We start from the raw sequence: 26,057 nt of genomic DNA on the forward strand, positions 1-26,057 counted from the left end.
TCGGACGTTACCGAAGAGTCACCTCCTCCCCGTCACAACCGCGGCACGAACGTCTTGCCCCGCATCGCCTCGTGGACGAGACGCACGGCGTGCGCCGTGGCGCGCAGCCGCAGCCCCTCGACCGACAGGTGCTCCATCACCTGCGGAACGGCGCGCGGGGGCAGCTCGTCGGCCAGGTCGACCCGAATACGTCGGTACGACTCGCGCATCGCGTTCAGCTGCGCGTCGACGTGCCACGTGGCCACCCAGGCGAGCGCCACCGGATGCCGACGCCACGCGTCGTAGGCGCGGAAGTCGGCCGGGCACTGGTCGAGGAGCCACTGCGTGGCAGCCTGCTCCCACCCCGGCGCTCCTGGCGGCGGCACTCCCCTCGGCCACCCCGGAGGGCCGCCCTGCACGACATCGGACATGGCATCAGCGTACGCCATTTTTCGAACATACGTTCTACTGTTTCGGAGTGGCCCGACGCCGCGCCACCGCACCCACCCCGAGCACGAGCAGGCCGACGATCACACTCCAGAAGGCAGAGCCGACGCCACCCAGCGTCACGCCCGAACCCGCGACGACGAGCGTCACCGCGGCCGCCTCGCGCGTCGCGACGGGCTCGAGTGCCGACCCAGCAGCTGCGGCGAAGGTGCCGAACAGCGCCACCGCAGCAACCGCCGCGAGCAACCCCTGCGGCGCCACGAGGGCCACTGCGACAACGGCGGCCGACGCCGGCGCCAACGCGACGTAGACGACGCCGCACGCGACACCCGCGATCCAGCGACGATCGCGATCGGGATGCGCTTCGGGGCCTGACGCGAGCGCCGCGGAGATGGCGGCCAGGTTGATGGCGTGAGCGCAGGCGACCGAACCGGCAACGCCCGCCGCGCCCGTGTAGAGCAGCGGTTTGCGCAGGCCGAGGCGGTACCCGAACGACGCGAGCACTGCGACGCCCGGCAGGTTCTGGCTCGTCATCGTCACGAGGAAGAGCGGCAGCGCGATGGCGACCATCGCCGTCGCGTCGAGGTGGGGCGTGACGAACTCGAGGTGGGGCGCGAGCGTCGTCACCCCCGTTCGCGAGAAGGCTCCGTCGACGCCCATGACGATGAGCGCCGCGGCGAGCGCGGCCAGCACCGCCCACCGCCGCGCGAACGCCGTCGTGACGAGCCAGGCAAGCAGGACACAGCCGATCTGCCACGGAGCACGGGGCAGGTCGACGAACGGCTTCGCGCAGATCGTGAGGAGGATGCCCGCGAGCATGGCGCTGGCGAGAGCAGCGGGGATGCGTTCGACGAGCTTCTCGAGCCACGGCACCGCACCGCACAGGGCGAGCAGCACGCCACAGACGGCGAATGCTCCAACAGCTCCGGCGAACCCGCCGGCGGTAGCGCCGGTCGTCGCGAGGAGCGCCGCGCCCGGAGTCGACCACGCCATCGTCACGGGCATCCGCGTGCGCAGGCTGAACACGATGCAGCCGAGCCCCATCGTCAGGCACAGGACGAGCAGGCCACTCGCCGCCTGCGCCTGCGTCGCACCGACGGCCCGCAGGCCCGCGAGGACGACGGCGAACGAGCTCGTGAAGCCGACGACGGCGCACACGAGACCGGCCGTCACGGCCTGCAGATCGTCGCGCCCCATCGTCATCGGCTCAGGGTACGAGCGCTTCACGCCAACGGCTCACGCCTGTCCACGGATGCGGCGCCAACGGCGATTCTCGCCCGATTTCTCGAAGTCGCCACGCAGTAACTTACGCATTGGTAACTTGAGACGTGGACCACATAGTCAACCGAAGGAAGAATATGTTCTCCGCACGCCGCACCACGTCCGTCGCCGTTGCCGCAGCAGCTCTCGCGGGCGCGACGACCCTCACGGCCACCGGCGCTCAGGCTGCCGAATCGCAGCCGAAGGACACCGTCTGGAACCTCGGCTACGACGTCGCCGCCACGACGAACGTCAAGAAGATGAACCAGAGCTCGTCGACGACCGGTTTCAGCTTCTCCACCGTTCACGTCGAGAAGGGCACGCTGAGCTCCGACCTCATGCTCAAGGACCTCAAGACCCCGGTGAAGCTCGGCGGCCTCCAGATCGGTTACGCCACGATCGCGGTCGAGCCGGTCGGCAAGGCGACGGGCACGATCGACGCCACGACGCACAAGGTGACGCAGACGCAGAAGGCGTACCTGCACATCAAGGATCTCTCCCCCGCCGGTCACGGCCTCATCAACCTCGTGGGCAAGAACTGCAAGACGTCGGCGCCGGTCGAGATCCCGGTGAGCGGCACGATGAAGGGCGGCTTCGACCCCATCACCCTGAGCGGCAACTTCACCATTCCCAGCTTCACCGGCTGCGGAACAGGCGGAACGCTCAACAAGCTCGTGACGAAGCAGGTCAGCGGCCCGGGCAACACCATCACGTTGAAGCTCACGCCGCGCGCCTGACTCGCGCAGCTCCTGACGTGGGGCGGACCGTCATTGCCGACGGTTCGCCCCACGTCTGCGTCCGCGATCGTTGGCGCGGGGGCGTGCACAATGGCCGCATGGGTACCTATGACGCATGGCTCGAGCAGGCCTCCATCGACGACGCCGTCCGCGATCTTCGTCCGGACTACCGGGCAGTGCTCGTCGTCGCCGAGGGGTTGCGCGGGGGCGAGTCGAACGAGGCGAGCGAAACGCTGCTGTTCGCCGCTGAGGAACACGTGCGCCCGCTCCTGGAGCACACGAAGGTCGAGGAACTCCCCCACATCGCCGCATGGCGCGAGGCGTTCCGCGCCTTCGGTGCCAAGCCCCAACGCACCCGCAACTCCGCGGAGGCGCTCATGCGTCGCGCCGACGCCCTACCGCGCATCAACGCGCTGACAGACGCCTACAACGCCGTCTCCGTCCGCTTCCAGACGCCGCTCGGCGGCGAGAACCTGGCCGCTTACGACGGGCCCCTGCGCCTCGTACGCGCGACCGGGGACGAGGAGTTCGGCACGCTCGCCTCGGGCGCCGAGACGGTCGAACACCCCGAGCCCGGCGAGGTCGTCTGGCGCGACGACGCCGGCGTCACCTGCCGCCGGTGGAACTGGCGCCAGTGCTACCGCACGCGTCTGACGGAGGAGACGACCGACGCCGTCTTCATCTGCGATGTCCTCGACGTCGAACCGGGCGACGGCGAGCAGCGAGCCCAGGACGTTCTCGGCGCTCTCACCGAGGCCCTCGAGGCCGTCAGCCCCGGCGTGAAGCTCATCTCCCGCATTCTGTGATCCAGCGGGCTCGGCGGCGTCCGATCTCGGACGAGAAAGCGCCGCGACGCTCGCGCCCCACATGCCGCACCGCGATGGGTAGCGTGACTCGCATCACACGAAACCCGTAGCGAGGTGCTTCATGCCCAACGTCGCCGCGTCCATCTGGACACACGCTTCCCGCAACCCTGACCGTCCCGCCGTCCGAAGCCTCGAGAAGAGCTGGTCCTACGAGGAGCTTCGCTCCCACGTCGCTGAGTGGGCCGGCGCCTTGCGTGAGGCCGGCCTCGAGCGCGGCGATCGCGTTGTCCTCATCGCGCCGTCGGTGCCCGAGTTCGCTGCCGTCTACCACGGCGCCCAGGCTGCGGGCATCGTCGTCGTGACGCTCAACGTCATGTCGACGCCGGCCGAGATCCGTTATGTCCTCGACGATTCCGGCGCCCGACTCGTCATCGCGTGGCACGCAGCGACGACGGCCGCCGAGCGCGCGGGCGCCGAGGCAGGCGTCGACGTGTGGAGCCTGGAACCCCACGCCCCGGTCACCTGCGAGACGCCGCTGTCCGAGCCCGTGGAGCGCGACGCGTCCGAGACCGCTGTGCTCCTCTACACCTCGGGCACGACAGGTAAGCCCAAGGGCGTGCAGCTCACCGTTTCGAACCTGCTCGAGACGGCCGAGATCTTCATTCGCCAGCTCGAACTGGAGCCGACGGACGCGTTCGGCACCGGCCTGCCGCTGTTCCACGTCTTCGGTCAGTGCATCTGCATGAACACGATCCTCGTCGGCGGTGCGAGTCTCTCCCTGCTCAGCCCGTTCGAACCGCAGGCCATGGTCCGCATGATCCGCGACCACGAACTGACGATCGTCGCGGGCGTTCCGACGATGTGGAACTACCTCCTGCACGTCGCCGGCGACTTCGGCCCCGCTGACTTCGCCAATCTCCGCCTGGCTGCCTCCGGCGGCGCGAGCCTGCCGGTGGAGGTCATCCGCGCGTTCGAGACCCGCTTCGGCTGCACGATCCTCGAGGGGTACGGCCTCACGGAGACCACAGGCGCGGCGACGTACCACTCCCCCTTCATCGAGCAGCGCGTCGGCACGACGGGTATCGCTCTGCCAGGTGGCGCGGTCGAGGTGCGCGGCGCTGACGGGCAGCCCGTCGCCCTGGACGAGGTCGGCGAGGTCTTCATCACCGGCCCCATGGTGATGAAGGGGTACTGGAACCGCCCCGAGGCCACCGAGGCCGACCTCGTCGACGGGTGGTTCCGCACCGGAGACCTCGGCGCGCTCGACGCCGACGGGTATCTGCGCATCGTCGATCGCGCGAAGGACCTCATCATTCGTGGCGGCTACAACGTCTACCCCCGCGAAGTCGAGGAGGTGCTCTACGAGCACCCGGACGTCGTCGAGACCGCCGTCGTCGGCATCCCCGACGACACATACGGCGAGGAGGTCGGGGCCGTCGTCGTGCTGCGACCTGACGCGTCCCCCGACCCGGAGGCGTTGCGCGCGTGGCTCAAGGAACGGCTTTCCGCGTACAAGGTGCCGCACCTGTACCGGTTCGCGGACGAACTGCCCAAGGGCGCGACGGGAAAGATCCTCAAGCGCGCCATCGAGTGGACCCACGACGAGGAGAACAACGATGACTGACGTCCAGACCGTCAAGGGGGTCGTCGACTCCGGCGACCTCGGTGCGACGCTCGTCCACGAGCACGTCTTCGTGCTCGGCGAGGAGTACCGCGTCAACTACAGCGAGTGGGACGAGGACGCCCGCGTCGCCGATGCGTCCCGCCAGTTGCAGGAGCTCAAAGAGCTCGGCATCGACACGATCCTCGACCCGACCGTGCTCGGGCTCGGGCGCTACATCCCGCGCATCCAGAAGGTGGCCGAGGGAACCGACCTCAACATCGTCGTCGCGACGGGCGTCTACACCTACGACGACGTGCCGTTCCAGTTCCACTACACGGGCCCGGAGACCCTCTTCGGCGGTCCGGAGCCGATGACCGAACTGTTCCTCAAGGACCTGCGCGAGGGCATCGCCGACACGGGCGTGCGCGCTGCGTTCCTCAAGTGCGCCATCGAGGAGAAGGGCCTGACGCCCGGTGTCGAGCGCGTCATGCGGGCGGTCGGCGCGGCGAGTGCCGAGACGTCGGCTCCGGTCACCGTGCACACGCACGCGGGCAGCGAATCCGGACTCGTGGCGCAGCGTGTGCTCGCCGAGGAGGGCGTCGATCTCGGTCGTGTCGTCATCGGCCACAGCGGCGACTCGACCGACCTCGATTACCTGTGCAAGCTCGCCGACGCCGGAAGCTACCTCGGCATGGACCGTTTCGGCATCGACGTTCTCCTGCCGTTCGAGCAGCGCGTCGACACGATCGTCGAGCTGTGCCGTCGCGGTTACGCCGAGAAGGTCGTCATCGCCCACGACGCGTCGTGCCTCATCGACTGGTTCCCCGAGGGACTCATCCCTCAGGCCCAACCGAACTGGAACTTCCGGCACATCAGCGAGGACGTGCTCCCTGCGCTGCGCGAGCGCGGCGTGAGCGACGCGGACATCCACACGATCCTGGTGGACAATCCGCGTCGCTACTTCGAGTAAGTTGGCCGTCGTTCGGCGGGCGAAGGTCAGTTCGCCGAGGACGTCATGGAGTCGGAGTTCTTCACGTCCTTCTTCATGTCGTCACTCTTCATGGAGTCCTTGGACATGTCGGACTTCATGTCCTTCGACTTCATGTCGCTGGACTTCATGTCCTTCTTCATGTCGCTCTTCATCTCGGTGCTCGTCGGCATGTTCGACGACGAGTTGCCGGAGCCCTGGCCGTCGTTGTTGCAGGCGGCAACGCCGAACACGGCGCAGGCGGACAGGGTGATGGAGGCAAGGCGCTTCATGATGGTTCCTTCTCTCTCGCAAACGGTGTGCATGAGGCATTCGGCGCCCTCACCCGAATGGATGGGAGACGGGGCGTGGTCTACCTCACACCGACCGAGACGGTGTGCCATCCCGAGGCGCCGTCGGGCGTCACCTCGGCTTCCTGCGATGTCTGCACCTTGCCGTCGGCGTACCGGCAACGGGCCTTGATCGTGTGCTGCCCCTTGGGCGCGTCCCAGGACAGCCACCACTGCCGCCAGTAGTCGATACCGACATTCGGGCCGAGCTTGGCCGTCTGCCATTCGCCGTCGTCGATCTGCACCTCGACCCCGACGATGCCCTGGTGCTGGGCCCACGCGACACCGCCGATCGCCACGCGTCCGGCGTCGATGGTGCGGCCGGTGCGGGGTGTGTCGATGCGCGTCGAGGGCTTGATCGGACCCTTCTCGCTCCAGCCGCGGTCGGTCCAGTACGCGCGGTGCTCAGCGTAGGTGGTGACCGTCAGCTTCGTCACCCACTTCGTCGCCCCGACGTAGCCGTAGAGGCCCGGCGTCACGAGACGCGCGGGGAAACCGTGCTCGCGCGGCAGCGGCTCGCCGTTCATCCCGACGGCCAGGAGAGCCTGACGGTTCTTGTCCTGGAAGGCCTCGATCGGCGTCGAACAGGTCCACCCGTCATTGGAGACGGAAAGCACTTGGTCGGCGCCGCTGCGCGGACGCGCCTTGGCGAGCAGGTCGCGCACCGGGACACCGAGCCAGCGGGCGCCGCCCGCGTACTCGCCGCCCACCTCGTTGCTTACGCAGGTGAGGGTGACGTCGGCCTCGACGAGCGGCATGGCGAGGATGTCGTCGTAGGTGAACTCGAGTTCCTCCTCGACGTCGCCGTCGATGACGAGTCGCCACCCGCCCGCGTCGACGTTGGGCACGACGAGCGCGGTGTCGATGCGATAGAAGTTCGAATTCGGGGTGACGAGCGGCGTCACTCCCCTCACGGTGCGCTCCAGCCCGGCCGGCATGGCGGGCAGCGAGTGGCTCGGGCGCGGCAGGGCGCGCACCATCTGCGTCACCTGCGAGCCGATCTTCTGTCCCATGCCCGCGGCCACGGCTCCGAGCCCGGCAAGGGCTCCCGCGCTCAGCATCGTCCGGCGCGTCACGTCACCGGAGGCCACGCCAGGCGCGATGCTCGACGAACCGGACGCCGACGACATCACCGCCACGAAGCTTCCTACCCCGACGAAGGCCGTCGCGAGCGACGGGATGACGGCGAAGACTCCCCCGCCCGGCCGGGCCCACGCGGCAAGGCCGGCGAGCGCGACGAGGACACCGAGCAGCGCAACGCCGCGCACGAGCCGCGTCCGAGCGAGCAGCCCCGCGAGCGCCCCGAGCAGGCCGGAGACGAGCGCCACGGAGGCGAGCAGGACGGGCTTGTCAGCGGTGCCGAAGGTCGACACGGCGAAGTTCTTCAGCCACGTCGGAGCCGCATCGACAACGGCCGAACCGACCGCGAACGGCGGCGAATAGCTCGGCCCCGTGATCGCCGCGACGAGGTGCCCTGCCCCCGCGCCGGCGATCGTCGAAGCCAGGCCGACGAACGCTGCTTGCCCCTTGCCGAGGTGCGCGGCCGTCACAGCTGCACCGAACCCAGCACCTTCGAGGTCGGCTGGGCCGAACCGCCGGCCGGTTCCATCGACACGGCGACCTCGCGGGCGGCGCCGGCGTCACCGTGCAACGGCATGGCGATGAGCCCGTCCTTCTCCGGCTCGGGCAGCAGGCCACCGGAGACCAACTTCCCGGAGGAGTCCTTGACCCACATCTGGTACGCCATGCCGTCCGGGGCGCGCCCCATCGTCGTCGACGTGACGACGGCTTTGTCCATACCCATCGAACGGGTGACGGTGATCTTGTGCTCGCCCATGTCGATGACCGACTCACGGGCGTCGTCGGCGTGCATGACCTCCGCGACTGGTGCCGGCATGGAGCCGGCGTCGTCGCTCGCGATCCGTACCCCGGCCACCGCGATGACGATGGCTGCGGCGGCAGCACCGAGCCACAGAATTGCTCGCCGGGCCGCGTGCGGCGTCTCCGCACGCTCCGCGGCGACGGGCACGACGGGTGGCAGCGGACGGGTGCGAGCCACCTGAGCGAGGAGCTCGCTGCGCACGTGAGCAGGCGGTGTCAGCTCGGGAGCGGGCAGCGTTGCCGCGGCTTCCTGGAGGGAGCGCACCTCGTCGCGCGCCTCGGGGTGATCGCGCAGGTAGGCCTCAACGGCCTCACGCTCCTCGGGCGTCACGGCGTCCACCGCGTACGCACCGATGAGTCCGTAGGCGTCGCCCGGTCGAACGTCGCGCTTCATCGTTCACCTCCCATGGTGTCGCGCAGGCGGATGAGTCCGTCGCGGATGCGTGTCTTCGCCGTTCCGAGCGGCAGGTCGAGCAGGGCGGCCACCTCGGTGTGGGTGTGTCCGCCGAAGTAGGCCAGTTCGAGCGCCTCGCGCTGAACCGGGGTGAGGGTCGCCATCGCGCGCCGCACGCGCTCGGCCTCGAGGCTGCTCACGACGGCTTCGCTCGTCGAGTCGAACGCGACCTCGCGCTGTTCGACGGCGTAGCGCCCTTCCCGGGCGCTCGCCGTCTCGGCGTGACGCACCCGGTCGACGGCCCGCCGGTGCGCGATCGTCATCATCCAGGACATGGCGGACGCCTGCTTCGCGTCGTAGCGAGCCGAGTGGCGCCAGATGTCGAGGTAGGTCTCCTGGAGAACCTCCTCGGACTGCGCCGGGTCGCGCAGCACGCGCACGATGAGACCGAAGACGCGGGCACTCGTGTCGTCGTACAGCTGCGCGAACGCGGTGTCATCACCTCGCGCGCAACGTTGGACGAGTTCCTCAGCACGCGTCGGAGCACCTGACGGATCCGGCACAGGAGCGAGCGACGCGGCACGGGCCGCACGCGCGGATGACGTGAACCGCACTCACTCCCCCTGCTGACGTTGGTTGTTCCTCATGACCGGCGTTCGGAGCCCAGCTGCGATCGGATGGGTCGGACCGCGCACATTCTTCCGAAGCGCCGTCCCGGTCGGCCTTCACCCGAGAAAGTCGACGACGCCGTCGGCCCGGCTCCCTGAAGGGAACCGGGCCGACGGTGTTCAGCTACCTGCTGTTACCGCGTCACGCACTCTTGACGATGTTGCGCAGCACGTACTGCAGGATGCCGTCGTTGCGGTAGTAGTCGGCTTCGCCGGGGGTGTCGATGCGGACGACCGCGTCGAACTCCACCGTCTCGCCGCCGTCCTTCGTGGCGACAACCTTGACCGTCTTCGGCGTCGCGCCCTCGTTGAGGGCCTCGATGCCGGTGATCTCGAAGGTCTCCGTGCCGTCCAGACCCAGGTCGTCAGCCGTCTTACCGGCCGGGAACTGCATCGGCAGGATGCCCATGCCGATGAGGTTGGAACGGTGGATGCGCTCGAACGACTCGGCGATGACGGCCTTGACGCCCAGCAGACGCGTACCCTTCGCAGCCCAGTCACGCGACGAGCCCGAACCGTACTCCTTGCCGGCGAGCACGACGAGCGGCGTACCGGCCTCGGCGTAGTTCATCGCGGCGTCGTAGATCGTGTTCTGCTCACCGTTGTTCGTGAAGTCGCGCGTGAAGCCACCCTCGACGCCGTCGAGGAGCTGGTTCTTCAGGCGGATGTTCGCGAACGTACCGCGCACCATGACCTCGTGGTTACCGCGGCGCGAACCGTAGGAGTTGAAGTCCTTGCGGTCGACGCCGTGCTCGGCGAGGTACTTGCCCGCGGGGCTGTCGGCCTTGATGTTGCCGGCCGGGGAGATGTGGTCGGTGGTGACCGAGTCGCCCAGCTTGGCGAGCACGCGAGCGCCCTTGATGTCGGTGACCGGGGTCAGCTCCATCTTCATGCCCTCGAAGTACGGGGGCTTGCGAACGTACGTGGACTGGTCGTCCCAGTCGAACGTGCCACCGGCCGGGGTCTCGAGACCCTGCCAGCGCTCGTCACCGGCGAAAACGTCCTTGTACTGCTCGAGGAACATGTCGCGGTTGATCGAGGAGGCGATCGTCGAGTCGACGTCCTGCGCGCTCGGCCAGATGTCCTTGAGGAAGACGTCGTTGCCGTCCTTGTCCTGACCCAGGGCTTCGTTCTCGAAGTCGAAGTCCATCGTGCCGGCCAGCGCGTAGGCGATGACGAGCGGCGGGGAGGCCAGGTAGTTCATCTTCACGTCGGGGTTGATGCGGCCCTCGAAGTTGCGGTTACCCGACAGGACGGAGACGACGGCGAGGTCGTTCTCGTTGACGGCAGCGGAGATGTCGTCCGGCAGCGGGCCGGAGTTACCGATGCAGGTGGTGCAGCCGTAGCCGACGAGGTGGTAGCCGAGAGCCTCGAGCGCCGGCCACAGACCAGCCTTCTCGTAGTACTCCGTGACGACCTTCGAGCCCGGCGCCATCGACGTCTTGACCCACGGCTTGACCTTCAGGCCCTTGTCCGCGGCGTTCTTCGCGAGAAGACCGGCCGCGAGCATGACCGACGGGTTCGAGGTGTTGGTGCAGCTCGTGATCGAGGCGATGGCGACATCACCGTGGTCGATCTCGAAACTGCCACCGTCACGGTTGACCGTGGTCGGCTTGGAGGGGCGCTCGCTCTTGCCTGAGATCGGCGAGTTCGTCGGGGCCGAACGCGGGTCGGAGACCTGGTCGGCACTCGTGTTCACCGAGTCGGACGCCGGGAAGGTGCCCTCGAGCTCCTCGTCGACCGAGCTGTCCTCGATGCTGTTGCCGTTGACGACGTAGTTGTCGAGATCGGCGACGAACTGCTGCTTGGCCTCGGACAGCAGGATGCGGTCCTGCGGGCGCTTCGGGCCGGCGATCGACGGGACGACCGTCGACAGATCCAGCTCGAGCTCCTCGGAGAAGCGCAGCTCGACGCTCGGGTCGAGCCACATGCCCTGCTCCTTGGCGTACGCCTCGGCGAGGGCGACCTGCTCGTCGCTGCGGCCCGTGAGGCGCAGGTAGTCGAGCGTGACGTCGTCGATCGGGAAGATCGCACAGGTGGAGCCGAACTCGGGGCTCATGTTGCCGATCGTGGCGCGGTTCGCGAGCGGGATGGAGGCGACGCCCTCACCGTGGAACTCGACGAACTTGCCGACGACACCGTGCTCGCGCAGCATCTGCGTGATCGTGAGGACGACGTCCGTGGCGGTGACGCCCGAGGGGATCTCACCGGTGATCTTGAAGCCGACGACGCGCGGGATGAGCATCGAGACGGACTGGCCGAGCATCGCGGCCTCGGCCTCGATACCGCCGACGCCCCAACCGAGGACGCCGAGGCCGTTCTCCATCGTGGTGTGGCTGTCGGTACCGATGCAGGTGTCGGGGTAGGCCACGCCCTCGCGCTCCATGACGACGCGCGCCAGGTGCTCGATGTTGACCTGGTGGACGATGCCGGTGCCCGGGGGGACGACCTTGAAGTCGTCGAAGGCGCCCTGGCCCCAGCGCAGGAACTGGTAACGCTCGTTGTTGCGCTCGTACTCGAGCTCGACGTTCTTCTCGAACGCGTCGTTCGTGCCGAAGGCGTCGATCTGGACCGAGTGGTCGATGACGAGCTCCGCCGGCGAGAGCGGGTTGACCTTGTTCGTGTCGCCGCCGAGTTCACCGGCGGCCTCACGCATCGTGGCGAGGTCGACGACACAGGGAACACCGGTGAAGTCCTGCATGATCACGCGCGCGGGCGTGAACTGGATCTCGGTGTCCGGGTCGGCCTTCTCGTTCCAGCCACCGAGAGCGGAGATCTGCTCCTTGGTGACGTTCGCGCCGTCTTCGGTGCGCAGCAGGTTCTCGAGGAGAACCTTGAGGCTGTACGGCAGGGTCTCGTGGCCCTCGACCGTGTTGATGCGGTAGATCTCGTAGCTGTTCGAGCCAACCTCAAGGGTGCCCTTTGCTCCGAAGCTGTCCGTGCTCTGACTCACGCCGACTCCTTCGTCTGTTGCCTGGGAGCGCGCCCCTCGGGCCCGCGTCCCGCGTCATTTATCTTGACGTCAAGATAACTTAATCACACGCTGGGAACGCCCCTCAGCAAAGGCAAACCTAACTTTGCCACCTGCCCTCGCCGAGGCCGTTCTCCTGCCTTGATCGTAGGTCGCCGAGCCCGTCATGTCGCCCCAGTGGGCGAGCCCGATGTCGACGATCTCAGGATGCGTTCGCCTCACCGCGGGGTCGCAGCACCGCGATGCACTCGACGTGCTGCGTCATGGGGAACGCGTCGAAGCCGCGCAGAGCGTCGACGTCGTAGCCGCGTTCGGCGAAGTAGCCGAGGTCACGCGCGAGCGCGGCCGGGTCACACGCGACGTAGGTGACGACGCGGGGCGCGAGGTCGGCGATCGTCGCCACGACGTCGCGGCCCGCACCTGCACGGGGCGGGTCGAGGACGACGACGTCGGCGCCGGTTCCGAGGTTGGCCTTCGCCACGTCGGACGCAAGGAGGTCGACGTGGCGGGCTCCGCCCATGTTCGTGCGGGCGTACTCGATCGCCTCCGCATCCGCCTCGACGCCGAGCACCGAACCGCTCGGGCCCACGAGGTCGGCGAGGGCGCGCGTGAACAGGCCGACGCCGCAGTACAGGTCGACGGCCCGCTCCCCCTCCTGCGGGTCGGTGGCGTCGAGGACGACGTCGAGGAACGTGGAGGCAGCCGCCGGGTGCACCTGCCAGAACCCACGGGCGCTGACGTCGAACTCGGCGCTGCCGTGGGCGGTGTCGACGATCTCGCGTACCGCGGGGGTCTTCTCGCCCTTGGGCTGCGGCAGCTCGATACCGACGATGTCGCCGACGGAGGGGCGCACGAGGTCGAGGCCCGCGATCGAGGCGTCGAAGCGGTCACGCAGCGCCGCGGTAAAACCCTCGTCCGAGACGACGCAGTCGTCGATCTCGACGAGGCGGTGTGAGCGGTGTTCGCGCAGGCCCGCAACACCGCCGTCGACGGCGAGTTCGAGGCGGGTGCGCCAGCGCAGCCCGTCGGGGTGGCCGGGCAGTTCCTCGACGGTGAAGTCGGGGGCCACCTCGTCGAGGTCGATCTTGGCGATGCGCTGCAGCTGCTCACGCACCACCTGCGTCTTGAGCGCGCGCTGCGCGGGCAGTGCGACGTGCTGCCAGTCGCAGCCGCCACACATGCCGGGGCCGGAGAACGGGCACGGCGCGGGGACGCGATCGGGCGAGTCGTCGAGCACCTCGACGGCGTCGGCGCGCAGGAACTTCGACTCGCTCGTGCCCTCGGTGATGCGGGCGACGACGCGTTCGCCGGGCAGCGTGTGCCGGACGAAGACGACGCGGCCCTCATGGCGGGCGACGCAGTGCCCGCCGTGCGCGACGCCCTCGACGGCGAGTTCCAGCCGCTCGCCCTCCATCGGGCGGCCCTTGCGGACCTTGCGACGGTTCATTCCAGAGCGGCGACCGGGTGCAGAACGTGACGTTGCCATGTCGTTCACCCTCCCCCGGATGTCCCGGAACACGCAACGCAGCAGGGCCTCACCTTCGATAGGGTCGCCTCGTGCACTACGTCATCATGGGCTGCGGCCGCGTCGGCTCCTCCCTCGCACGCACGCTCGAGGACACCGGCCACAGCGTCGCCATCGTCGACCGCGACGAATCCGCCTTCCGCCGCCTGCCGAGCTCGTTCCTCGGACGCCGCATCGTCGGGGTCGGCTTCGACCGCGAGACGCTCATCGCCGCCGGCATCGAAGAGGCGTTCGCCTTCGCCGCCGTCTCCAGCGGTGACAACTCGAACATCCTCTCGGCCCGCGTGGCACGCGAGACGTACGGCGTCGAACGCGTCGTCGCCCGCATCTACGACCCGGGCCGCGCCGAGATCTACCAGCGCCTCGGCATCCCCACGGTCGCCACCGTTCGCTGGACCGCCGACCAGGTGTTGCGGCGCATCGTGCCGCAGGAGAGCACCGCGGTGCACCACGATCAGTCGGGCACCCTCGCCATCCTCGAGATCCCCGTCCACCCCGCGTGGATCGGGCACGCCTACGACGAACTCGAGCAGGTCACCGCCTCGCGCGTCGCGTACGTCTCGCGCCTGAGCACCGGCATCCTGCCCCGCGCTGGCCTCGTCCACCAGGAGGGCGACATCGTGCACTTCGTCGTCGAATCGGCCCGCCGGGAGCAGGTCGAGGCGTTGCTCTCGCAGGGCCCTCACACCGACCTCACGAACCCGCTCGCGCGCGAGCACTGAGAGGCACGTCATGCGCATCGTCGTCGTCGGGGCCGGAAGCGTCGGCCGATCCATCACCCGCGAACTGCTGAGCAACGAACACAGCCTGCTCGTCATCGACAAGTACGCCCGCGAGGAGCGCGTCAAGGCCATCCCGGACGCCACGTGGCTCCTCGCAGACGCGTGCGAGGTGGCCACGCTCGAGGAGGCACAGCTCGAGCACGCCGACGTCGTCGTCTGCGCCACGGGTGACGACAAGGTCAACCTCGTCGTCTCCCTGCTCGCGAAGACGGAGTTCGGCGTGCCGCGTACCGTGGCCCGCGTCAACAACCCGCGCAACGAGTGGATGTTCGACGAGGGCTGGGGCGTCGACGTCGCCGTCTCCACCCCGCGCCTCATGACGGCGCTCGTCGAGGAGGCCGTCAGCGTCGGCGACCTCGTGCGCCTCTTCGAGTTCCAGCAGGGCAAGGCCACGATGGTGGAGCTCACGCTCCCCCTCGACTCCCCCTACTGCGGCAGTAGCGTGGCCGATCTCGCCCTTCCGCCGGAGTGCGTGCTCGTCGGCATCATCCGCGACCAACTGCCGATGGCGCCGGTGCCCGAGGAGAGCCTCCAGGCACTCGACGAACTGCTCTTCCTCGCCACGCGTGACGCCGAGCGCACCCTCGCGGCGAAGCTCACGGGCCGCCGTCGCGACGAGGTGCAGACGGTCCTGAGCGACCGCAACTTCTGAGGTCGCTCCGAACTGCGGGCGAGGCGCGTCAGGCGCCGTGCTCGCGCGCCTCGGGCTCGAGACGTTCGTGGCCTTCGCGGTCGTCGTGCAGGAGCGCGTCGTGGGTGTCTAGCGGGGTCTCACCGCGCAGGAGCAACAGCGCCATGAGGGCGAGGGCGGCGAGGTACAGCGGCCAACCGAGCGCGATCTTCGCGACGCCGAGCATCGTCACCTGGTCGGCCAGGTACAGCGGCAGCATGACGGCCAGGCGCACGGCGAACAGGGCCGCGAACACCCACGTCAGGCGCGTGCAGACCTTCACCATGGCGCGGCTGCGCTGCCACGCCGTGGGGTCGTCCTTGAGGTTCGGGTCGCCGCCCGCCACGATGAAACCGACGAGCGGCCAGCGCACGACGATCGACGCAATGCTGATGGCGAGCATGACGCCCGCCTGGATGAGACCGGGCAGGAAGACGTCGGACGCATTGCCGGAACGCTTCGCGAGAAACGCAGCGAAGGCCGTGGCGAACGCCGCAGCGACGACGAACTTCACCGTCTGACGCTGCACGAGGCGCAGCACGAGCGCGACGGCGAGCACGACCGCCGCGGCAATGAGCGCTTGGTTGAGGTTCTTCGTCGCGGTCCACACCGCGACGAACGCGACCGTCGGCAATGCCGCCTCGAGCGATCCGCGCCACCCGCCGACCGCGACGGCGAGGCGCTCGCGGATGACGGCCTCGACCGTGTTCGCCGGGGGCTGGTGGTTCTCGGTCACTGGGATTCCTCGTTCTCGAGCAGGAGCTCGTAGGCGGGGTTGAAGATCGTGGGCCGGTTCTTCACGGTCGTCAGGAGCCCTTCGACGGCAAGCGCGGCGCCGACGTGAATACCGACGACCTCACGGCGACCGAGCATGACGAGCGACGCGGGCTGGACCGAGGTGTCGAACGGGTCGAGATCGACAACGAGGTCGGGCACACTCTCGGAGCGCGGCCTGACGGTGACCTCGCTGACGCGCCCTTCGATCCTCACCCGGCGTCGAGCAGGCGCGAGGGCGTAGCGGGAGGCCTCTCGTGCTCGCTGGGCCGCGGCCTCTTCCTCCCCCGACGGGCCGGGGAGGAAACGGGCGCGCAGCTTCGCGAGCATCTGCTCCATCAGCGCGTCTCGGTAATCTCCGGGCCACGCTCCAGCGGGCTGACGGCGGGATCGCTCTCACCGGCGGACTGCTCCTGCTCGCGCACCTGGGCGAGCAGCTCCGGCGGCAGGGTGAGTTCGAGCAGTTCGCGCGGCGCGCGTGCCTCACCGCCGCGTCGCACGACGACGGTGCGCACGAACTCCATGGCGCGCTCCGCGGCGTCGTCGTCGAGGGCCGCGTGGCCCGACAGCACGGCGCGCAGGAACCAGCGCGGGCCGTCGACGCCGATGAAGCGTGCCGGCGAGAAGGTGGTGCGGCCGTCGGGGCCCTGGCTGGGCATGCGCACGTGCAGCTCGGTGCCGAGGTCGCCGTCGACCTCGTCGGCCGTGCCGCCACCGGCGAGGATCGACTCGGCGATCTCGCGGCGGATGCCGTACCAGATGCCGCTCGTCTTGGGCGCGGCGAAAACCTGCAGCTGAACCGCAGAGGCACCGCCCTCACCGATGACGGCGGTCATGCCTGTGAGCACCTGCGTGCTCTCGTCGACGTCGAGGCGAAGCTCGACGTCCTCACCGGGCGCGAGCAGCAGCGCACCGAAGTCGATGCGATCGCCCTCGGGGGCGTCGTCGACGTCGAACGGGCCGTTGGAGAGGTCGACGTCCTCACGCGGGCGCAGGCGCGAACGGCGGCGGCGCTCCTCGGGGGTGAGCTCCTCGGACGTCACGTCCGCCGACTCGGTGGCCGTCTCGTCGGTGTCCTCGCTGAGGTCGACCTTCTCGTCGCCCTCGACCTGCGAGGCTGCGTCGTCCTTCTTACGTCGGAACATGGCCATGATCAGTCAGTCTCCTTCTCGGCGCGAGCCTGCGTGGCCGCGAATCCACCGGTCGAACCGTGCCCACCGGCGCCACGCGACGAGTCGTCGAGGTCGTCGACGACGACGAACGTCGCCTTCTCCACCCGCTGCACGACGAGTTGCGCGATGCGGTCTCCCCTGGAGACGGTGAACGACTCGCGGCTGTCGGTGTTGACGAGGTTGACCTGGATCTCGCCTCGGTAGCCGGCGTCGACGACACCGGGCGCGTTGACGATGGTGATGCCGTGGCGAGCGGCCAACCCCGATCGGGGGTGGACGAAGCCGGCGTATCCCTCAGGAATCGCGACGGCGATACCCGTGGGAACGAGCGCGCGGTGACCGGGCGCGAGCGTCAGGCCGACCCGTGCCCGCAGATCCGCACCGGCGTCACCCGCGTGGGCGTACGTCGGCACCTCCAGCCCCGGATCGAGGCGTCGGATGGGGACGGTGAGATGTCCGTCGTCGTCGCTGCTCGGTGCGTTGTCCATGCCTCAGGCGCAGTCGCGGCAGACCGGAAGGCCGCCGTCCTCTTCAGCGAGCTGGCTGCGGTGGTGAACGAGGAAGCACTTGCTGCAGGTGAACTCGTCCTCCTGGCGCGGCAGAACGCGCACAGAGAGCTCCTCACCCGACAGATCGGCGCCGGGAAGCTCGAAGCCTTCGGCGTGCTCGGTCTCGTCGACGTCGACGCTGCTCGAGGACTTGTCGACCCGACGGGACTTCAGTTCCTCGATCGAGTCTTCGCTGACGTCGTCTTCGTTCTTGCGCGGGGCATCGTAGTCAGTTGCCATCAGTACTCTTTCTTCGATGAGTGTGCGGCGTCGCGCTTGTGGCGCTCACCGCTGATCCCCCGCTGCAACGCGCGGATGACCCGATTTGTGCCCGCATACTAGCGCGCCTCGGGGAAAAGGCAATCCGTGAGGTCGGCAAAGATGCCGGGAGCCGTCGCGATCGCCATCGCCTTGCCCATCTCGCCGCCCGGTGCGCCCCCGATCGCAGCGCCTGCTTCGGTGGCGATGACCTGCCCTGCGGCCTGGTCCCACGCGTTGATTCCGGACTCGTAGTAACCGTCGAGCCGGCCCGACGCGACGAAGCACAGGTCGAGTGCCGCGGACCCGCCGCGTCGGATGTCACGCACCTTGGGCAGCAGCTGCGCGACGGCAGCGCCCTGCTCTTCACGCTTGGCCGCTTCGTACCCGAAACCGGTGCCGACGAGAGCGAGCTCGAGACGCTCGCAGTCGCTGACGACGAGGGGTTCGCGTCGTCCGTCGGCCGTGACGAGGTGGGCACCCTGGCCGTGGGCCGCGGCGTAGGTCTCCCCCAGCAACGGTGCGCTGACGGCGCCCGCAACGGGCAGCCAGGCGCCCTCACGCGTCGTGTCGCCGATGCAGACAGCCACGGACACCGCGAAGAACGGGTGACCGTAGAGGTAGTTGACGGTGCCGTCGATGGGGTCGACGACCCACGTCAGACCCGAGGTGCCCTCGCTCGCGCCGCCCTCCTCACCGAGGATCGCGTCGTCGGGACGCTCGGCGTCGATGCGCTCGCGCAGCAACTGCTCGCTGCGCTGGTCCATGACGGTGACGACGTCGACCTCGCTCGACTTCGTCGCTTCGACCCCGAGGGAACGCGGGCGTTCCGTCACGACGAGGCGCGCGGCGTCGTCAGCCATGGCCGTCGCGAGATCGCGCAGACGAGTGAGCTCCTCGGCGTCCAGCCACTCGGGCAGGGCGAGCGGTGCGTCGGTGTCGCGTTCCATCGGGTTCTCCTTCGCAAAGGTGCGCTTTGACGGTACGACCTCAGTCGCGACCGCACAGAGCGGGCTTGGCGGCGCGCAGGTTCGGGCAGCAGCCCGGGGCGCAGATCGACGGCATGGCCTCGCCCGGCCACGCGGGGCACTCGGGCGACTCGTCACGGGCCTCGGCCGCGCGCTCCTCGACGAGGTCGACGAGGCCGTGCACGAACTCGTCGTCCGTGCCCACGGTCGGCACGCGGCGCATGACGAGCCCGAGGCGTTCGGCGGTTTCGGCGGCCTCGGTATCGAGGTCGTAGACGACCTCCACGTGGTCGGAGACGAAGCCGATCGGCGCGACGACGACGTGCGTCACGCCGCGCTCGGCGAGATGCTCGAGGTGGTCGTTGATGTCGGGCTCGAGCCACGGCTGCGACGGCGGGCCGGAACGCGAGCAGTAGACGAGCGCGCCCTCGAGGTCACGCGAGAGCGTTGCGTTCGCCTCCGAGAGGATGGCGGCGCCCAGCTCGTCGTGCTGCTGCCAGTAGAGGTTGCCGTCACCGTCGCCGGGGCCGGAGGTGTCGTCCATGCCGAGCGGAATCGAGTGCGTGACGAAGACGACCTGCACCTGCTCGTCGGGCACCCCGGCGAACTCACGCAGGGCGTCGGTGACGAGGCGGACGTTTGCCCGTGCGAAGGACGGGTGGGTGGCGAACTGGCGGATCTTGTCGATCTCGAAGCCCGTGAGGCCCTCGTCCTCGAGGGTGTTGACCGCGGCCGCGAGGTCCTCGCGGTACTGACGGCACGAGCTGTAGGAGGCGTACGCGCTCGTCGTCACGGTGACGATGCGGCGCATGCCCTCGCCGTGGGCGTCGCGCAGGGTGTCGGTGAGGAAGGGCTCGCTGTTGCGGTTGCCCCACAGGATCGGCGTCGTGATCTCACGTCGGTCGAGTTCGGCGCGCAGCGCGGCGATGAGGGCCCGGTTCTGGTCGTTGATCGGGCTGCGCCCGCCGAGCTCCTCGTAGTGGTGGGCCACCTCGGCGAGACGCTCGTCGGGGATGCCGCGCCCGGCCGTCACGCGGCGCAGGAACGGCATGATCTCGTCGGGCTTCTCGGGTCCGCCGAACGACGCGAGCAGGACGGCGTCGTACGGTTCGAGCGGGTTGGCGTCGGTCATGACCGGTCTCCAGTTCGAAGGGGCTGAGGGGCATTGAGGTCGAGCACCACGGCGATCATGCGCAGGGCGAAGGCGACGAAGACGCAGCCCCAGAGCACGGGCACCGTGTAGTACGGCGTCTCGTGCGCGATGACGACGAGCGAACTGCCGAGCAGGGCCGGCACGACATAGAGCTCGCGGCGCAGCACCTCGGGCACCTGCCCGACGATGACGTCGCGCATGAGGCCGCCACCGATGGCGGTGAGGACGCCGACGAAGATCGCCGTCGTCGCACCGGCGCCGTAGGCGAGGGCCTTGATCGAGCCTGCGACGCAGAACAGCGCGAGGCCGGCGGCGTCGAGGAGGCGCACGAGTCGAGCGATACGGCTCATCTCGGGGTGGAGCGTGAACGCACACAGGCCCGCGAGGACGCAGACGCCCATGAGGCGCCAGTCGCTGACGCCGACGGGCGGCGTCTGACCGATGAGCAGATCGCGCAGCACACCGCCGCCGAGTCCGGCCATTCCGGAGAGGATGACGACGCCGAGGATGTCGAGCCTCTTGCGAACGGCGACGAGCCCACCGGAGAGCGCGAAGACGAACACGCCGATGAGGTCGAGGAGGAGCTGCAGAGAGCCGCTTTGCGTGAGCACCATGGCAGCGACACGTTACCGCGGGCGGCGCGCCGTCCCTGCATCAGGCGGGCGATAATGGCACAGTAGCGGCTACACAACTGGTAACGGATGGAGTTGCGTCGTGCAGGAATTGCGTTTGATCGGGGTCTCGGAGGACGGCAGCGGCCTCCTTCTCGCCGACGACGACGGGGGTCGCTTCACCCTTCCCATCACCGACGAACTGCGCACCACGATCCGACGTGACCGCCGCGAGCCGGCGTCCGCCGACGGCCAGGCGAAGGCCGAGAACCCGCTGCGTCCGCGCGACGTGCAGGGCCTCATCCGCGGCGGGGTGCCGCTCGAGGAGATCGCCGAGCGTGCCGGGTGGACGCTCGAGAAGGTGCAGCGCTACGAAGGCCCGATCCGCGCCGAGCGCGACTACGTCTCCGGTCTGGCGCAGGGTGTTCAGCTGTACGGGCGCGGTGAGACGACGACGCTGCGTGAGCGCGCCGACCGTCGTCTCGCCGAGCGCGGCGTCGAGGCCGAGCGCGTCGTGTGGGACAGCTGGAAGAACGACGACGCCCACTGGACCGTCACCGTGCGCTTCCCCGCCGGTGGTCGCCAGCGTGAGGCCACGTGGCTGTTCGACCCGGTGAACCGCGCACTGCGCACCGTCGACGACGAGGCCCGTTGGCTCGGTGGCGACGAGATCGCCGCCGCTGACGAGGAGGCTCCCGAGCGTCAGAAGGCCGTCGCACGCAAGAAGGCCGGCGGTTCCGCTCGTGCCGCACGCCCTGCGTCCGTCTACGACGTCGAGGCCGAGGGCGGTCTCGAAGATGCACAGGCTCCTCACCTCGGTGCGACGCTCGGCTCAAGCGACGACGCTGGAAAGCCCGCCGACCTCACCGCCTCGATGCGTGCGCGCCAGGCGAGCCGCAGCCGGTCGAAGGGTTCGGGTCGCTCGAACGCGTCGCGCCCGACGGCGCTGCCGAACGTCACGAGCGGCTCCCCCGACGTCACGCGCGTCGAGCGTCTCGACCTCGGCACGACGCCTCCCCCGGCGCCGAGCCACCCGCGTCCGGAGGAACTGCACGCTCGTTCCGACAGCGACGCCGACAACGCGAACACGAACGCGAACGCTGAGAAGAACGACGACACCTCGCGCCGTGCGACGGCCGGTGTGACGGCGCTGCCGACGCGCAAGACGGCCGATGCGCCGACCGCTGACGAGCCCGACGTCGATGTCCACGCTGCCGACGAATCCGACGATGTGGCGGCCGAGAAGTCGACGTCAACGGGTTCGCGTCGCCGCAAGAGCCGCCGTTCCCGCGCCAACCTCGAGCAGGCGTCCGTGCGCGCGGCGTTGCACGACGACGACGCCGAGCAGGACGAGTCGCTCTTCGGCGAGCTGCCCGGCTTCCACGACGGTGGCGACGTTCACCAGCTGCACGACGTCGAGGACGACGCGTTCGACGAGGCCAACCTCGACGAAGCCGACGACGTTGCCGAGGCCGACGTCGAGGACGCAGTCGACGACGGCGCTGAGACGAAGGCCGCAGGCTCCGCCGCCGATGACGAGGTCGTTCAGGAGGAGTCGCTCTTCGACGAGGTCGATGAACCCGCTGAGGCTTCGGCTCCCGCGAAGAAGAGCACGCAGAAGCGCACCTCGGTGCCCGAGCGTGCGAGCCAGTCGCGCAAGAGCAGCCGCCCGAGCGTTCCGAGCTGGGACGACATCATGTTCGGTGGCCGCGGCTCGAAGAAGTGACCTGTACGTCTGAGCCTCTGCGCCAGACCTGACGGACAGGAGAACGCCCGACCTCGCGCCACGTGCGCTGAGGTCGGGCGTTCGGCGTTCGAGTGGAGGTTTACCGAGCGGTGTCGGCGTGAAGGTTCGGCAGCTCGTCGTTGCGAGGCGTCAGCGGTCGCGGCGATCCCAGCCGTCGTCGCCATCCCACTGCGGCCGGTAGGACGACGATCGGCGCTCCTGCTCGGGCATGCGGCGCGTGCGATCGTCGCGCGGCTCCCCGGTGTTTCGGGAGTCCGACGTCGGCACCGGAAGCGTCCGGCGGTTCTCTTGCCACGCGTCGTACGTGTCATATCCGTCGCGGGATCTGCCGCCGAACTGGTCGGACCGGTCGTCGTCCTGGTTGTACCGATCATCGTCGCGATAGCGCTCGCCTCGCGGGCTTTCTGCCGGCTCGTCGCGGTGCCAGCGCCGCGTGCGCGGAGTTGTCGGCAGGTCGTCGGGGGCTCGGGTGAAGGCGTCGTCCGAGGTCTCCGTCACGGTGTCGGCGAAGGCGCCACCACGTCGGGCGCCACGACCGTCATCGTCCTTGCCGTAGCCGCGACGTCGCGGCCACGTCGGTCCGCGTCCGGCGTTCCACAGCATGACGAGCACGGCCCACCCGACGAGGAGCACGGCGGCGGAGTACAGGCCGATCGTCGCGTCGGTCGGCACGACGCAGGCGTAGATGCCACCGATGACCCACGCGAGCTGGAGCACCGTCTCGGAGCGCGCGAAGGCGCTCGTGCGCACGGCCTCGGCGAGGTGATCCTGGATGAGCGAGTCGACGGCGAGCTTGCCCAACTGTTGTCCGAGACCGGCCACGAGGCCGACGACGATGGCCGTCACGAGGGTGAAGTGCACCGCGCAGACCACCATGGCCACTGCGTCGGCCAACAGCGAGCCCACGACGACGGTGCGCGGCGCGAAGTTCTTGACGAGCGAACCGAGCACCGTACCGAGCGCATTACCCAGCGCGGCCGCGCCGACGACGAGCGCCAGTAGTGTCGTGGCGCGATCCTCCCAGCCAGGTAGCGGGTGGGTCTTCATGAGGAAGGCCATGAACATCGTGAGGAAGCCGCTGATCCAGCGCAGACCGACGTTGGCGCGCAGCGCGGAGACGATGACGCTCGGCAGGCGCACCTGGGCGCGTCCGGAGCGCAGTGAGTCGGTGCGTTCGGAATCGATGTCAGGCGGCAACAGAATGGCGAGCACCGTGCCGACGACGAAGAGCAGGAACGCGGCACGGAAGGCCCACGTCGCGCCGAACAGGGCCGCGGCTCCACCGGCGAGCGGACCGCCGATCGTCGCTCCCGCCACGCCGGCGAGGCTCATGCGGCTGTTGGCCTTGACGAGCGTCATGCCGTAGGGCAGCAGCCGTGGCGTGGCCGATGATCGGGTGACGAGGTAGGCCTTGCTCGAGACGAGGATGGCCAGGGCCGTCGGGAACTGCCAGGTGGAGCCCTTCTCGATGGCGTCGGCGAGCACCCAGCAGAGGAAGCCGCGCAGCGCGAGCGTGCCGCCCATGGCCCAGCGGCGCCCGTGCCGGTAGCGGTCGAGCAGCGGGCCGATGAGCGGCGCCACGATGGCGAACGGCAGCATCGTGAGCACGAGGAACAGCGCGACGTGATCCTTCGCCTCGCCGGGCTGCGCGGAGACGAACAGCGTGCCGGCGAGGCCGACCATGACGGCGGCGTCGCCGGCGTTGGAGAGGGCGTGCACCTCGATGAGGCGCCCGAGGCCACTCTCCTCCGCGCCCTGGGCGTTGCTCGCCCGGCGGGCGGCGCGCAGCGTCGTCTTCGTGGCACCCGCGCTCAGGCGGTAGGCGCCGCGTGCTGCACGCCCGCCCATGACTCCGGCACTGCGCAGGCGTTCGGCGCGTCCGCGGTGGGGCGCTGCCCCGACGCGCTCGCGCCGCTCCTCTCGCTCGTGCCGTTCGTTCATCGCGCTCGCCTCAGCCGGCCGCGCCGCGCGACTGATCGGTGAAGGTCGAGGGCGGCACGGGGCACACGTCGAGGTCGAACGGCATCTGCTCGGCGCCGATGGCGCGGGCGGCGTGCGACGTCATGCGGCGCATGAAGTGACGACGGCACAGCACCTCGTACTCCACCAGCGGCGTCTCCGTCTGGTCGCCGGTGTCACCGACGACGACCTGCTCGCCTTCGACCACCATCGTGCCGTCGACGACGCGGGCGTTGTGGGTGGCGCGCTTGCCGCACCAGCACAGGGCCTCGACCTGGAGCAGCTGGGTGCGGTCGGCGAGTTCGAACAGGCGCCGCGAGCCGGGGAACAGCTGCGTCTTGAAGTCCGCAGTGATGCCGAAGGCGAAGACGTCGACGTCGAGTTCGTCGACGACGCGCGCGAGTTGGTCGATCTGCTCGGGCAGGTAGAACTGCACCTCGTCGGCGATGACGTAGTCGAGGCCGCCGAGCGTCACGCCCGCGGAGACGGCGAGATCCCACAGGTCGACGTCGTCGCTCACCTCGATGGCCTCGTGACGCAGGCCGAGGCGCGAGGAGATGACGGCCTCACCGGCGCGGTCGTGCTGGGTCAGCACGATGCCGCGCTGCCCGCGGGCCGCGTGGTTGTGGTCCATCTGCAGCGCGAGGGTGGACTTACCGCAGTCCATCGTGCCGGTGAAGAAAACGAGCTCAGCCACGGGCAGTCACCTTAGCGCGGCGGGAGGTGGAGGAAGGGCACGTCGAGTTCCTGCGGCGTCATGGCGCCGTGCTGGCCGATGAGGGCGAGCACCTGATGGCTCATGACGCGCGAGTCGACGTAGCCACGGGCCGCGCGCATCGAGACGACGACGTCGCCGAAGCGTCCCGCCGTGCCGGCGTCGAGAGCGCCGACCCAGCCGAGGTCGCTCAGTTCCTCGCGGGTGAGCACGTGGCCGTCGCTGCCGACCTCCTTGCGCCAGGCGGCGAGGACGTCGTCACGCGCGCCGGGCTCGACGTAGAGGTGCAGCGCGCGCATCTCGCCGCCAACGGTGCGCACGCCGTCGCGCAGGTAGGGGGTTTTGGCGATGTCGACGCGGGCGTCGAGCGGCACGTCGACCATGCCGTGGTCGGCCGTCAGCGTGAGGGACGTGCCGACCGGACGCTGGGAGGCGAGGCGCTCGAAACCGCGGTCGAACGCTTCGAGTTCGGCGGCCCACTGCGGCGAATCGATGCCGTGCACGTGCCCGGCCTTGTCGATCTCACCCCAGTAGAGGTAGACGAGACGATGGCCACGCCGGACGGCGGCGAGCGCTGCGTCGATGCGGTCCTCGAGCGCCTCGGCGCCGTAGAACACCGCGCCGCGCAGGGCGGCATTCGTCAGGCCGGAGCCTTCGAAGTAGTCGGGTCCGATCATCGCCGGGCGCAGGTCGGCCTGGTCAGCCCGTTCGAAGACAGTGGCGTTCGGCTGCCAGACGCGCGGCTCGGGGCCGCGCTGCCACGTCAGTTCGTTGAAGAGCATGCCGGTGGCCGGGTCGACGACCTGGTAGCCCGCGAGGCCGTGAGCCCCCGGCGGCAGGCCGGTGCCGAACGTACCCATGGAGGTGGCGGTCGTCGTCGGGAAGCCTGCCGCGAGCGTCTGGACGTGGTCGAGGTGCTCGTGGAGGAACGGCGCGTGTGCGCTGCGCTTGCGCAGGAGCCGCGCGCCGAGACCGTCGGCCAGCACGACGATGCCTGCCTTGGCCTGCGGCAGCTTGCGCCCCTCCCCCTCGAACGCTGCGGGTGCGAGGGTCCGCGCAACAGACGGCAGAACGGACGCAAGGCCTTCGGTGTCGTACCGGGGTGCCTTCAT

The 26,057-nt window shown here is 69.3% G+C and carries 26 protein-coding genes; 7 read left to right on the forward strand and 19 right to left on the reverse strand.

What is annotated here, in order from left to right; all coding sequences use genetic code 11:
• Positions 1–32: 32 nt before the first annotated feature.
• Both H7F30_RS11710 and H7F30_RS11715 read right to left on the reverse strand, forming a co-directional pair.
• Positions 33–410, reverse strand: coding sequence for a hypothetical protein (locus H7F30_RS11710; protein WP_255464817.1), 378 nt, complete (start codon positions 408–410; stop codon positions 33–35).
• Between the two features lie 34 nt (positions 411–444).
• Entirely contained in the window at positions 445–1,629 is a 1,185-nt protein-coding gene (locus H7F30_RS11715) for a benzoate/H(+) symporter BenE family transporter (RefSeq protein WP_187035269.1), read from the reverse strand.
• Between the two features lie 155 nt (positions 1,630–1,784).
• Between H7F30_RS11715 and H7F30_RS11720 the strand changes: the two genes are divergently transcribed.
• The 4 genes from H7F30_RS11720 (at position 1,785) to H7F30_RS11735 (ending at position 5,802) form a co-directional block, all read left to right on the forward strand.
• Complete coding sequence (locus tag H7F30_RS11720; RefSeq protein ID WP_187035271.1) at positions 1,785–2,423, forward strand: hypothetical protein; 639 nt, start codon at positions 1,785–1,787, stop codon at positions 2,421–2,423.
• 98 nt (positions 2,424–2,521) lie between these two features.
• Complete coding sequence (locus H7F30_RS11725) at positions 2,522–3,229, forward strand: B3/4 domain-containing protein (RefSeq protein WP_187035273.1); 708 nt, start codon at positions 2,522–2,524, stop codon at positions 3,227–3,229.
• Between the two features lie 121 nt (positions 3,230–3,350).
• Positions 3,351–4,853 carry a long-chain fatty acid--CoA ligase gene (locus H7F30_RS11730; protein ID WP_187035275.1) on the forward strand — a complete coding sequence of 501 codons (1,503 nt, stop codon included), beginning with the start codon at positions 3,351–3,353 and terminating at the stop codon, positions 4,851–4,853.
• On the forward strand, positions 4,846–5,802 hold the full coding sequence (locus tag H7F30_RS11735; protein ID WP_129663770.1) for a phosphotriesterase: 957 nt from the start codon (positions 4,846–4,848) through the stop codon (positions 5,800–5,802). The genes H7F30_RS11730 and H7F30_RS11735 overlap by 8 nt, the downstream gene beginning before the upstream one ends.
• A gap of 26 nt (positions 5,803–5,828) precedes the next feature.
• Here the strand turns inward: H7F30_RS11735 and H7F30_RS11740 are convergent, their stop codons facing one another.
• The 6 genes from H7F30_RS11740 to H7F30_RS11765 form a co-directional block, all read right to left on the reverse strand.
• On the reverse strand, positions 5,829–6,092 hold the full coding sequence (locus H7F30_RS11740; protein WP_187035277.1) for a hypothetical protein: 264 nt from the start codon (positions 6,090–6,092) through the stop codon (positions 5,829–5,831).
• 80 nt (positions 6,093–6,172) lie between these two features.
• The gene (locus tag H7F30_RS11745) at positions 6,173–7,699 is read right to left on the reverse strand and encodes a molybdopterin-dependent oxidoreductase (protein WP_187035279.1); all 1,527 of its coding nucleotides are present in this window, start codon (positions 7,697–7,699) and stop codon (positions 6,173–6,175) included.
• Positions 7,696–8,424, reverse strand: a complete 729-nt coding sequence (locus H7F30_RS11750) for an anti-sigma factor domain-containing protein (RefSeq protein ID WP_187035280.1) — start codon at positions 8,422–8,424, stop codon at positions 7,696–7,698. Before H7F30_RS11750 ends, H7F30_RS11745 begins: the two co-directional genes overlap by 4 nt.
• Positions 8,421–9,038 (reverse strand): ECF RNA polymerase sigma factor SigK, encoded by a 618-nt coding sequence (gene sigK, locus H7F30_RS11755; RefSeq protein ID WP_370562515.1) that lies wholly within the window; start codon positions 9,036–9,038, stop codon positions 8,421–8,423. The genes H7F30_RS11750 and sigK overlap by 4 nt, the downstream gene beginning before the upstream one ends.
• Positions 9,039–9,234: 196 nt before the next feature.
• Positions 9,235–12,045 (reverse strand): aconitate hydratase AcnA, encoded by a 2,811-nt coding sequence (gene acnA, locus H7F30_RS11760; protein WP_187035282.1) that lies wholly within the window; start codon positions 12,043–12,045, stop codon positions 9,235–9,237.
• Positions 12,046–12,265: 220 nt separating this feature from the next.
• On the reverse strand, positions 12,266–13,549 hold the full coding sequence (locus tag H7F30_RS11765) for a class I SAM-dependent RNA methyltransferase (RefSeq protein WP_187035284.1): 1,284 nt from the start codon (positions 13,547–13,549) through the stop codon (positions 12,266–12,268).
• Between the two features lie 71 nt (positions 13,550–13,620).
• Between H7F30_RS11765 and H7F30_RS11770 the strand changes: the two genes are divergently transcribed.
• Together H7F30_RS11770 and H7F30_RS11775 are read left to right on the forward strand one after the other, a co-directional pair.
• Positions 13,621–14,310: a TrkA family potassium uptake protein gene (locus H7F30_RS11770; protein WP_187035286.1), complete on the forward strand. Its 690-nt coding sequence runs from the start codon at positions 13,621–13,623 to the stop codon at positions 14,308–14,310.
• A gap of 10 nt (positions 14,311–14,320) precedes the next feature.
• Positions 14,321–15,022 carry a TrkA family potassium uptake protein gene (locus tag H7F30_RS11775; protein ID WP_047311519.1) on the forward strand — a complete coding sequence of 234 codons (702 nt, stop codon included), beginning with the start codon at positions 14,321–14,323 and terminating at the stop codon, positions 15,020–15,022.
• Positions 15,023–15,050: 28 nt separating this feature from the next.
• Here the strand turns inward: H7F30_RS11775 and H7F30_RS11780 are convergent, their stop codons facing one another.
• From H7F30_RS11780 to H7F30_RS11815, 8 genes are all read right to left on the reverse strand, one after another.
• On the reverse strand, positions 15,051–15,776 hold the full coding sequence (locus tag H7F30_RS11780; RefSeq protein ID WP_187035289.1) for a DUF3159 domain-containing protein: 726 nt from the start codon (positions 15,774–15,776) through the stop codon (positions 15,051–15,053).
• Positions 15,773–16,153: a hypothetical protein gene (locus H7F30_RS11785; protein WP_047311517.1), complete on the reverse strand. Its 381-nt coding sequence runs from the start codon at positions 16,151–16,153 to the stop codon at positions 15,773–15,775. The genes H7F30_RS11780 and H7F30_RS11785 overlap by 4 nt, the downstream gene beginning before the upstream one ends.
• Positions 16,153–16,965, reverse strand: coding sequence for a DUF3710 domain-containing protein (locus H7F30_RS11790; RefSeq protein WP_047311516.1), 813 nt, complete (start codon positions 16,963–16,965; stop codon positions 16,153–16,155). The genes H7F30_RS11785 and H7F30_RS11790 overlap by 1 nt, the downstream gene beginning before the upstream one ends.
• Before the next feature lie 2 nt (positions 16,966–16,967).
• On the reverse strand, positions 16,968–17,474 hold the full coding sequence (gene dut / locus H7F30_RS11795; RefSeq protein WP_047311515.1) for a dUTP diphosphatase: 507 nt from the start codon (positions 17,472–17,474) through the stop codon (positions 16,968–16,970).
• 3 nt (positions 17,475–17,477) lie between these two features.
• Positions 17,478–17,774 carry a DUF4193 domain-containing protein gene (locus tag H7F30_RS11800; RefSeq protein ID WP_047311514.1) on the reverse strand — a complete coding sequence of 99 codons (297 nt, stop codon included), beginning with the start codon at positions 17,772–17,774 and terminating at the stop codon, positions 17,478–17,480.
• 98 nt (positions 17,775–17,872) lie between these two features.
• Complete coding sequence (locus H7F30_RS11805; protein ID WP_187035291.1) at positions 17,873–18,742, reverse strand: inositol monophosphatase family protein; 870 nt, start codon at positions 18,740–18,742, stop codon at positions 17,873–17,875.
• Between the two features lie 40 nt (positions 18,743–18,782).
• Complete coding sequence (locus tag H7F30_RS11810; RefSeq protein WP_187035293.1) at positions 18,783–19,892, reverse strand: ferrochelatase; 1,110 nt, start codon at positions 19,890–19,892, stop codon at positions 18,783–18,785.
• Entirely contained in the window at positions 19,889–20,527 is a 639-nt protein-coding gene (locus H7F30_RS11815) for a trimeric intracellular cation channel family protein (protein WP_047311511.1), read from the reverse strand. Before H7F30_RS11815 ends, H7F30_RS11810 begins: the two co-directional genes overlap by 4 nt.
• 100 nt (positions 20,528–20,627) lie before the next feature.
• Here H7F30_RS11815 and sepH point away from each other — a divergent pair, with 100 nt between their 5' ends.
• Positions 20,628–22,250 (forward strand): septation protein SepH, encoded by a 1,623-nt coding sequence (sepH, locus tag H7F30_RS11820; protein WP_187035295.1) that lies wholly within the window; start codon positions 20,628–20,630, stop codon positions 22,248–22,250.
• A 150-nt stretch (positions 22,251–22,400) separates the two neighbouring features.
• Here sepH and H7F30_RS11825 read toward each other — a convergent pair whose 3' ends face one another.
• The 3 genes from H7F30_RS11825 to H7F30_RS11835 are packed head-to-tail and all read right to left on the reverse strand — an operon-like array spanning position 22,401 to position 26,057.
• Positions 22,401–24,212 carry an MFS transporter gene (locus H7F30_RS11825; RefSeq protein WP_187035297.1) on the reverse strand — a complete coding sequence of 604 codons (1,812 nt, stop codon included), beginning with the start codon at positions 24,210–24,212 and terminating at the stop codon, positions 22,401–22,403.
• A gap of 10 nt (positions 24,213–24,222) precedes the next feature.
• A complete protein-coding gene (locus H7F30_RS11830) occupies positions 24,223–24,927 on the reverse strand; it encodes a thymidine kinase (RefSeq protein WP_118913259.1) in 705 nt (234 codons plus the stop codon).
• A gap of 11 nt (positions 24,928–24,938) precedes the next feature.
• Positions 24,939–26,057: an alkaline phosphatase family protein gene (locus H7F30_RS11835; RefSeq protein WP_187035299.1), complete on the reverse strand. Its 1,119-nt coding sequence runs from the start codon at positions 26,055–26,057 to the stop codon at positions 24,939–24,941.

It is taken from the genome of Dermacoccus sp. PAMC28757 (genome assembly GCF_014302635.1).
GTDB lineage: Bacteria > Actinomycetota > Actinomycetes > Actinomycetales > Dermatophilaceae > Dermacoccus > Dermacoccus abyssi.

What these genes read in the sequence shown, in the direction of transcription:
- H7F30_RS11710 (WP_255464817.1), bottom strand. Translation starts at nt 410, where the DNA reads ATGTCCGATGTCGTGCAGGGCGGCCCTCCGGGGTGGCCGAGGGGAGTG.
- H7F30_RS11715 (WP_187035269.1), bottom strand. Translation starts at nt 1,629, where the DNA reads ATGACGATGGGGCGCGACGATCTGCAGGCCGTGACGGCCGGTCTCGTG.
- H7F30_RS11720 (WP_187035271.1), top strand. Translation starts at nt 1,785, where the DNA reads ATGTTCTCCGCACGCCGCACCACGTCCGTCGCCGTTGCCGCAGCAGCT.
- H7F30_RS11725 (WP_187035273.1), top strand. Translation starts at nt 2,522, where the DNA reads ATGGGTACCTATGACGCATGGCTCGAGCAGGCCTCCATCGACGACGCC.
- H7F30_RS11730 (WP_187035275.1), top strand. Translation starts at nt 3,351, where the DNA reads ATGCCCAACGTCGCCGCGTCCATCTGGACACACGCTTCCCGCAACCCT.
- H7F30_RS11735 (WP_129663770.1), top strand. Translation starts at nt 4,846, where the DNA reads ATGACTGACGTCCAGACCGTCAAGGGGGTCGTCGACTCCGGCGACCTC.
- H7F30_RS11740 (WP_187035277.1), bottom strand. Translation starts at nt 6,092, where the DNA reads ATGAAGCGCCTTGCCTCCATCACCCTGTCCGCCTGCGCCGTGTTCGGC.
- H7F30_RS11750 (WP_187035280.1), bottom strand. Translation starts at nt 8,424, where the DNA reads ATGAAGCGCGACGTTCGACCGGGCGACGCCTACGGACTCATCGGTGCG.
- H7F30_RS11765 (WP_187035284.1), bottom strand. Translation starts at nt 13,549, where the DNA reads ATGGCAACGTCACGTTCTGCACCCGGTCGCCGCTCTGGAATGAACCGT.
- H7F30_RS11775 (WP_047311519.1), top strand. Translation starts at nt 14,321, where the DNA reads ATGCGCATCGTCGTCGTCGGGGCCGGAAGCGTCGGCCGATCCATCACC.
- H7F30_RS11785 (WP_047311517.1), bottom strand. Translation starts at nt 16,153, where the DNA reads ATGGAGCAGATGCTCGCGAAGCTGCGCGCCCGTTTCCTCCCCGGCCCG.
- H7F30_RS11790 (WP_047311516.1), bottom strand. Translation starts at nt 16,965, where the DNA reads ATGGCCATGTTCCGACGTAAGAAGGACGACGCAGCCTCGCAGGTCGAG.
- dut (WP_047311515.1), bottom strand. Translation starts at nt 17,474, where the DNA reads ATGGACAACGCACCGAGCAGCGACGACGACGGACATCTCACCGTCCCC.
- H7F30_RS11800 (WP_047311514.1), bottom strand. Translation starts at nt 17,774, where the DNA reads ATGGCAACTGACTACGATGCCCCGCGCAAGAACGAAGACGACGTCAGC.
- H7F30_RS11805 (WP_187035291.1), bottom strand. Translation starts at nt 18,742, where the DNA reads ATGGAACGCGACACCGACGCACCGCTCGCCCTGCCCGAGTGGCTGGAC.
- H7F30_RS11810 (WP_187035293.1), bottom strand. Translation starts at nt 19,892, where the DNA reads ATGACCGACGCCAACCCGCTCGAACCGTACGACGCCGTCCTGCTCGCG.
- H7F30_RS11815 (WP_047311511.1), bottom strand. Translation starts at nt 20,527, where the DNA reads ATGGTGCTCACGCAAAGCGGCTCTCTGCAGCTCCTCCTCGACCTCATC.
- H7F30_RS11825 (WP_187035297.1), bottom strand. Translation starts at nt 24,212, where the DNA reads ATGAACGAACGGCACGAGCGAGAGGAGCGGCGCGAGCGCGTCGGGGCA.
- H7F30_RS11835 (WP_187035299.1), bottom strand. Translation starts at nt 26,057, where the DNA reads ATGAAGGCACCCCGGTACGACACCGAAGGCCTTGCGTCCGTTCTGCCG.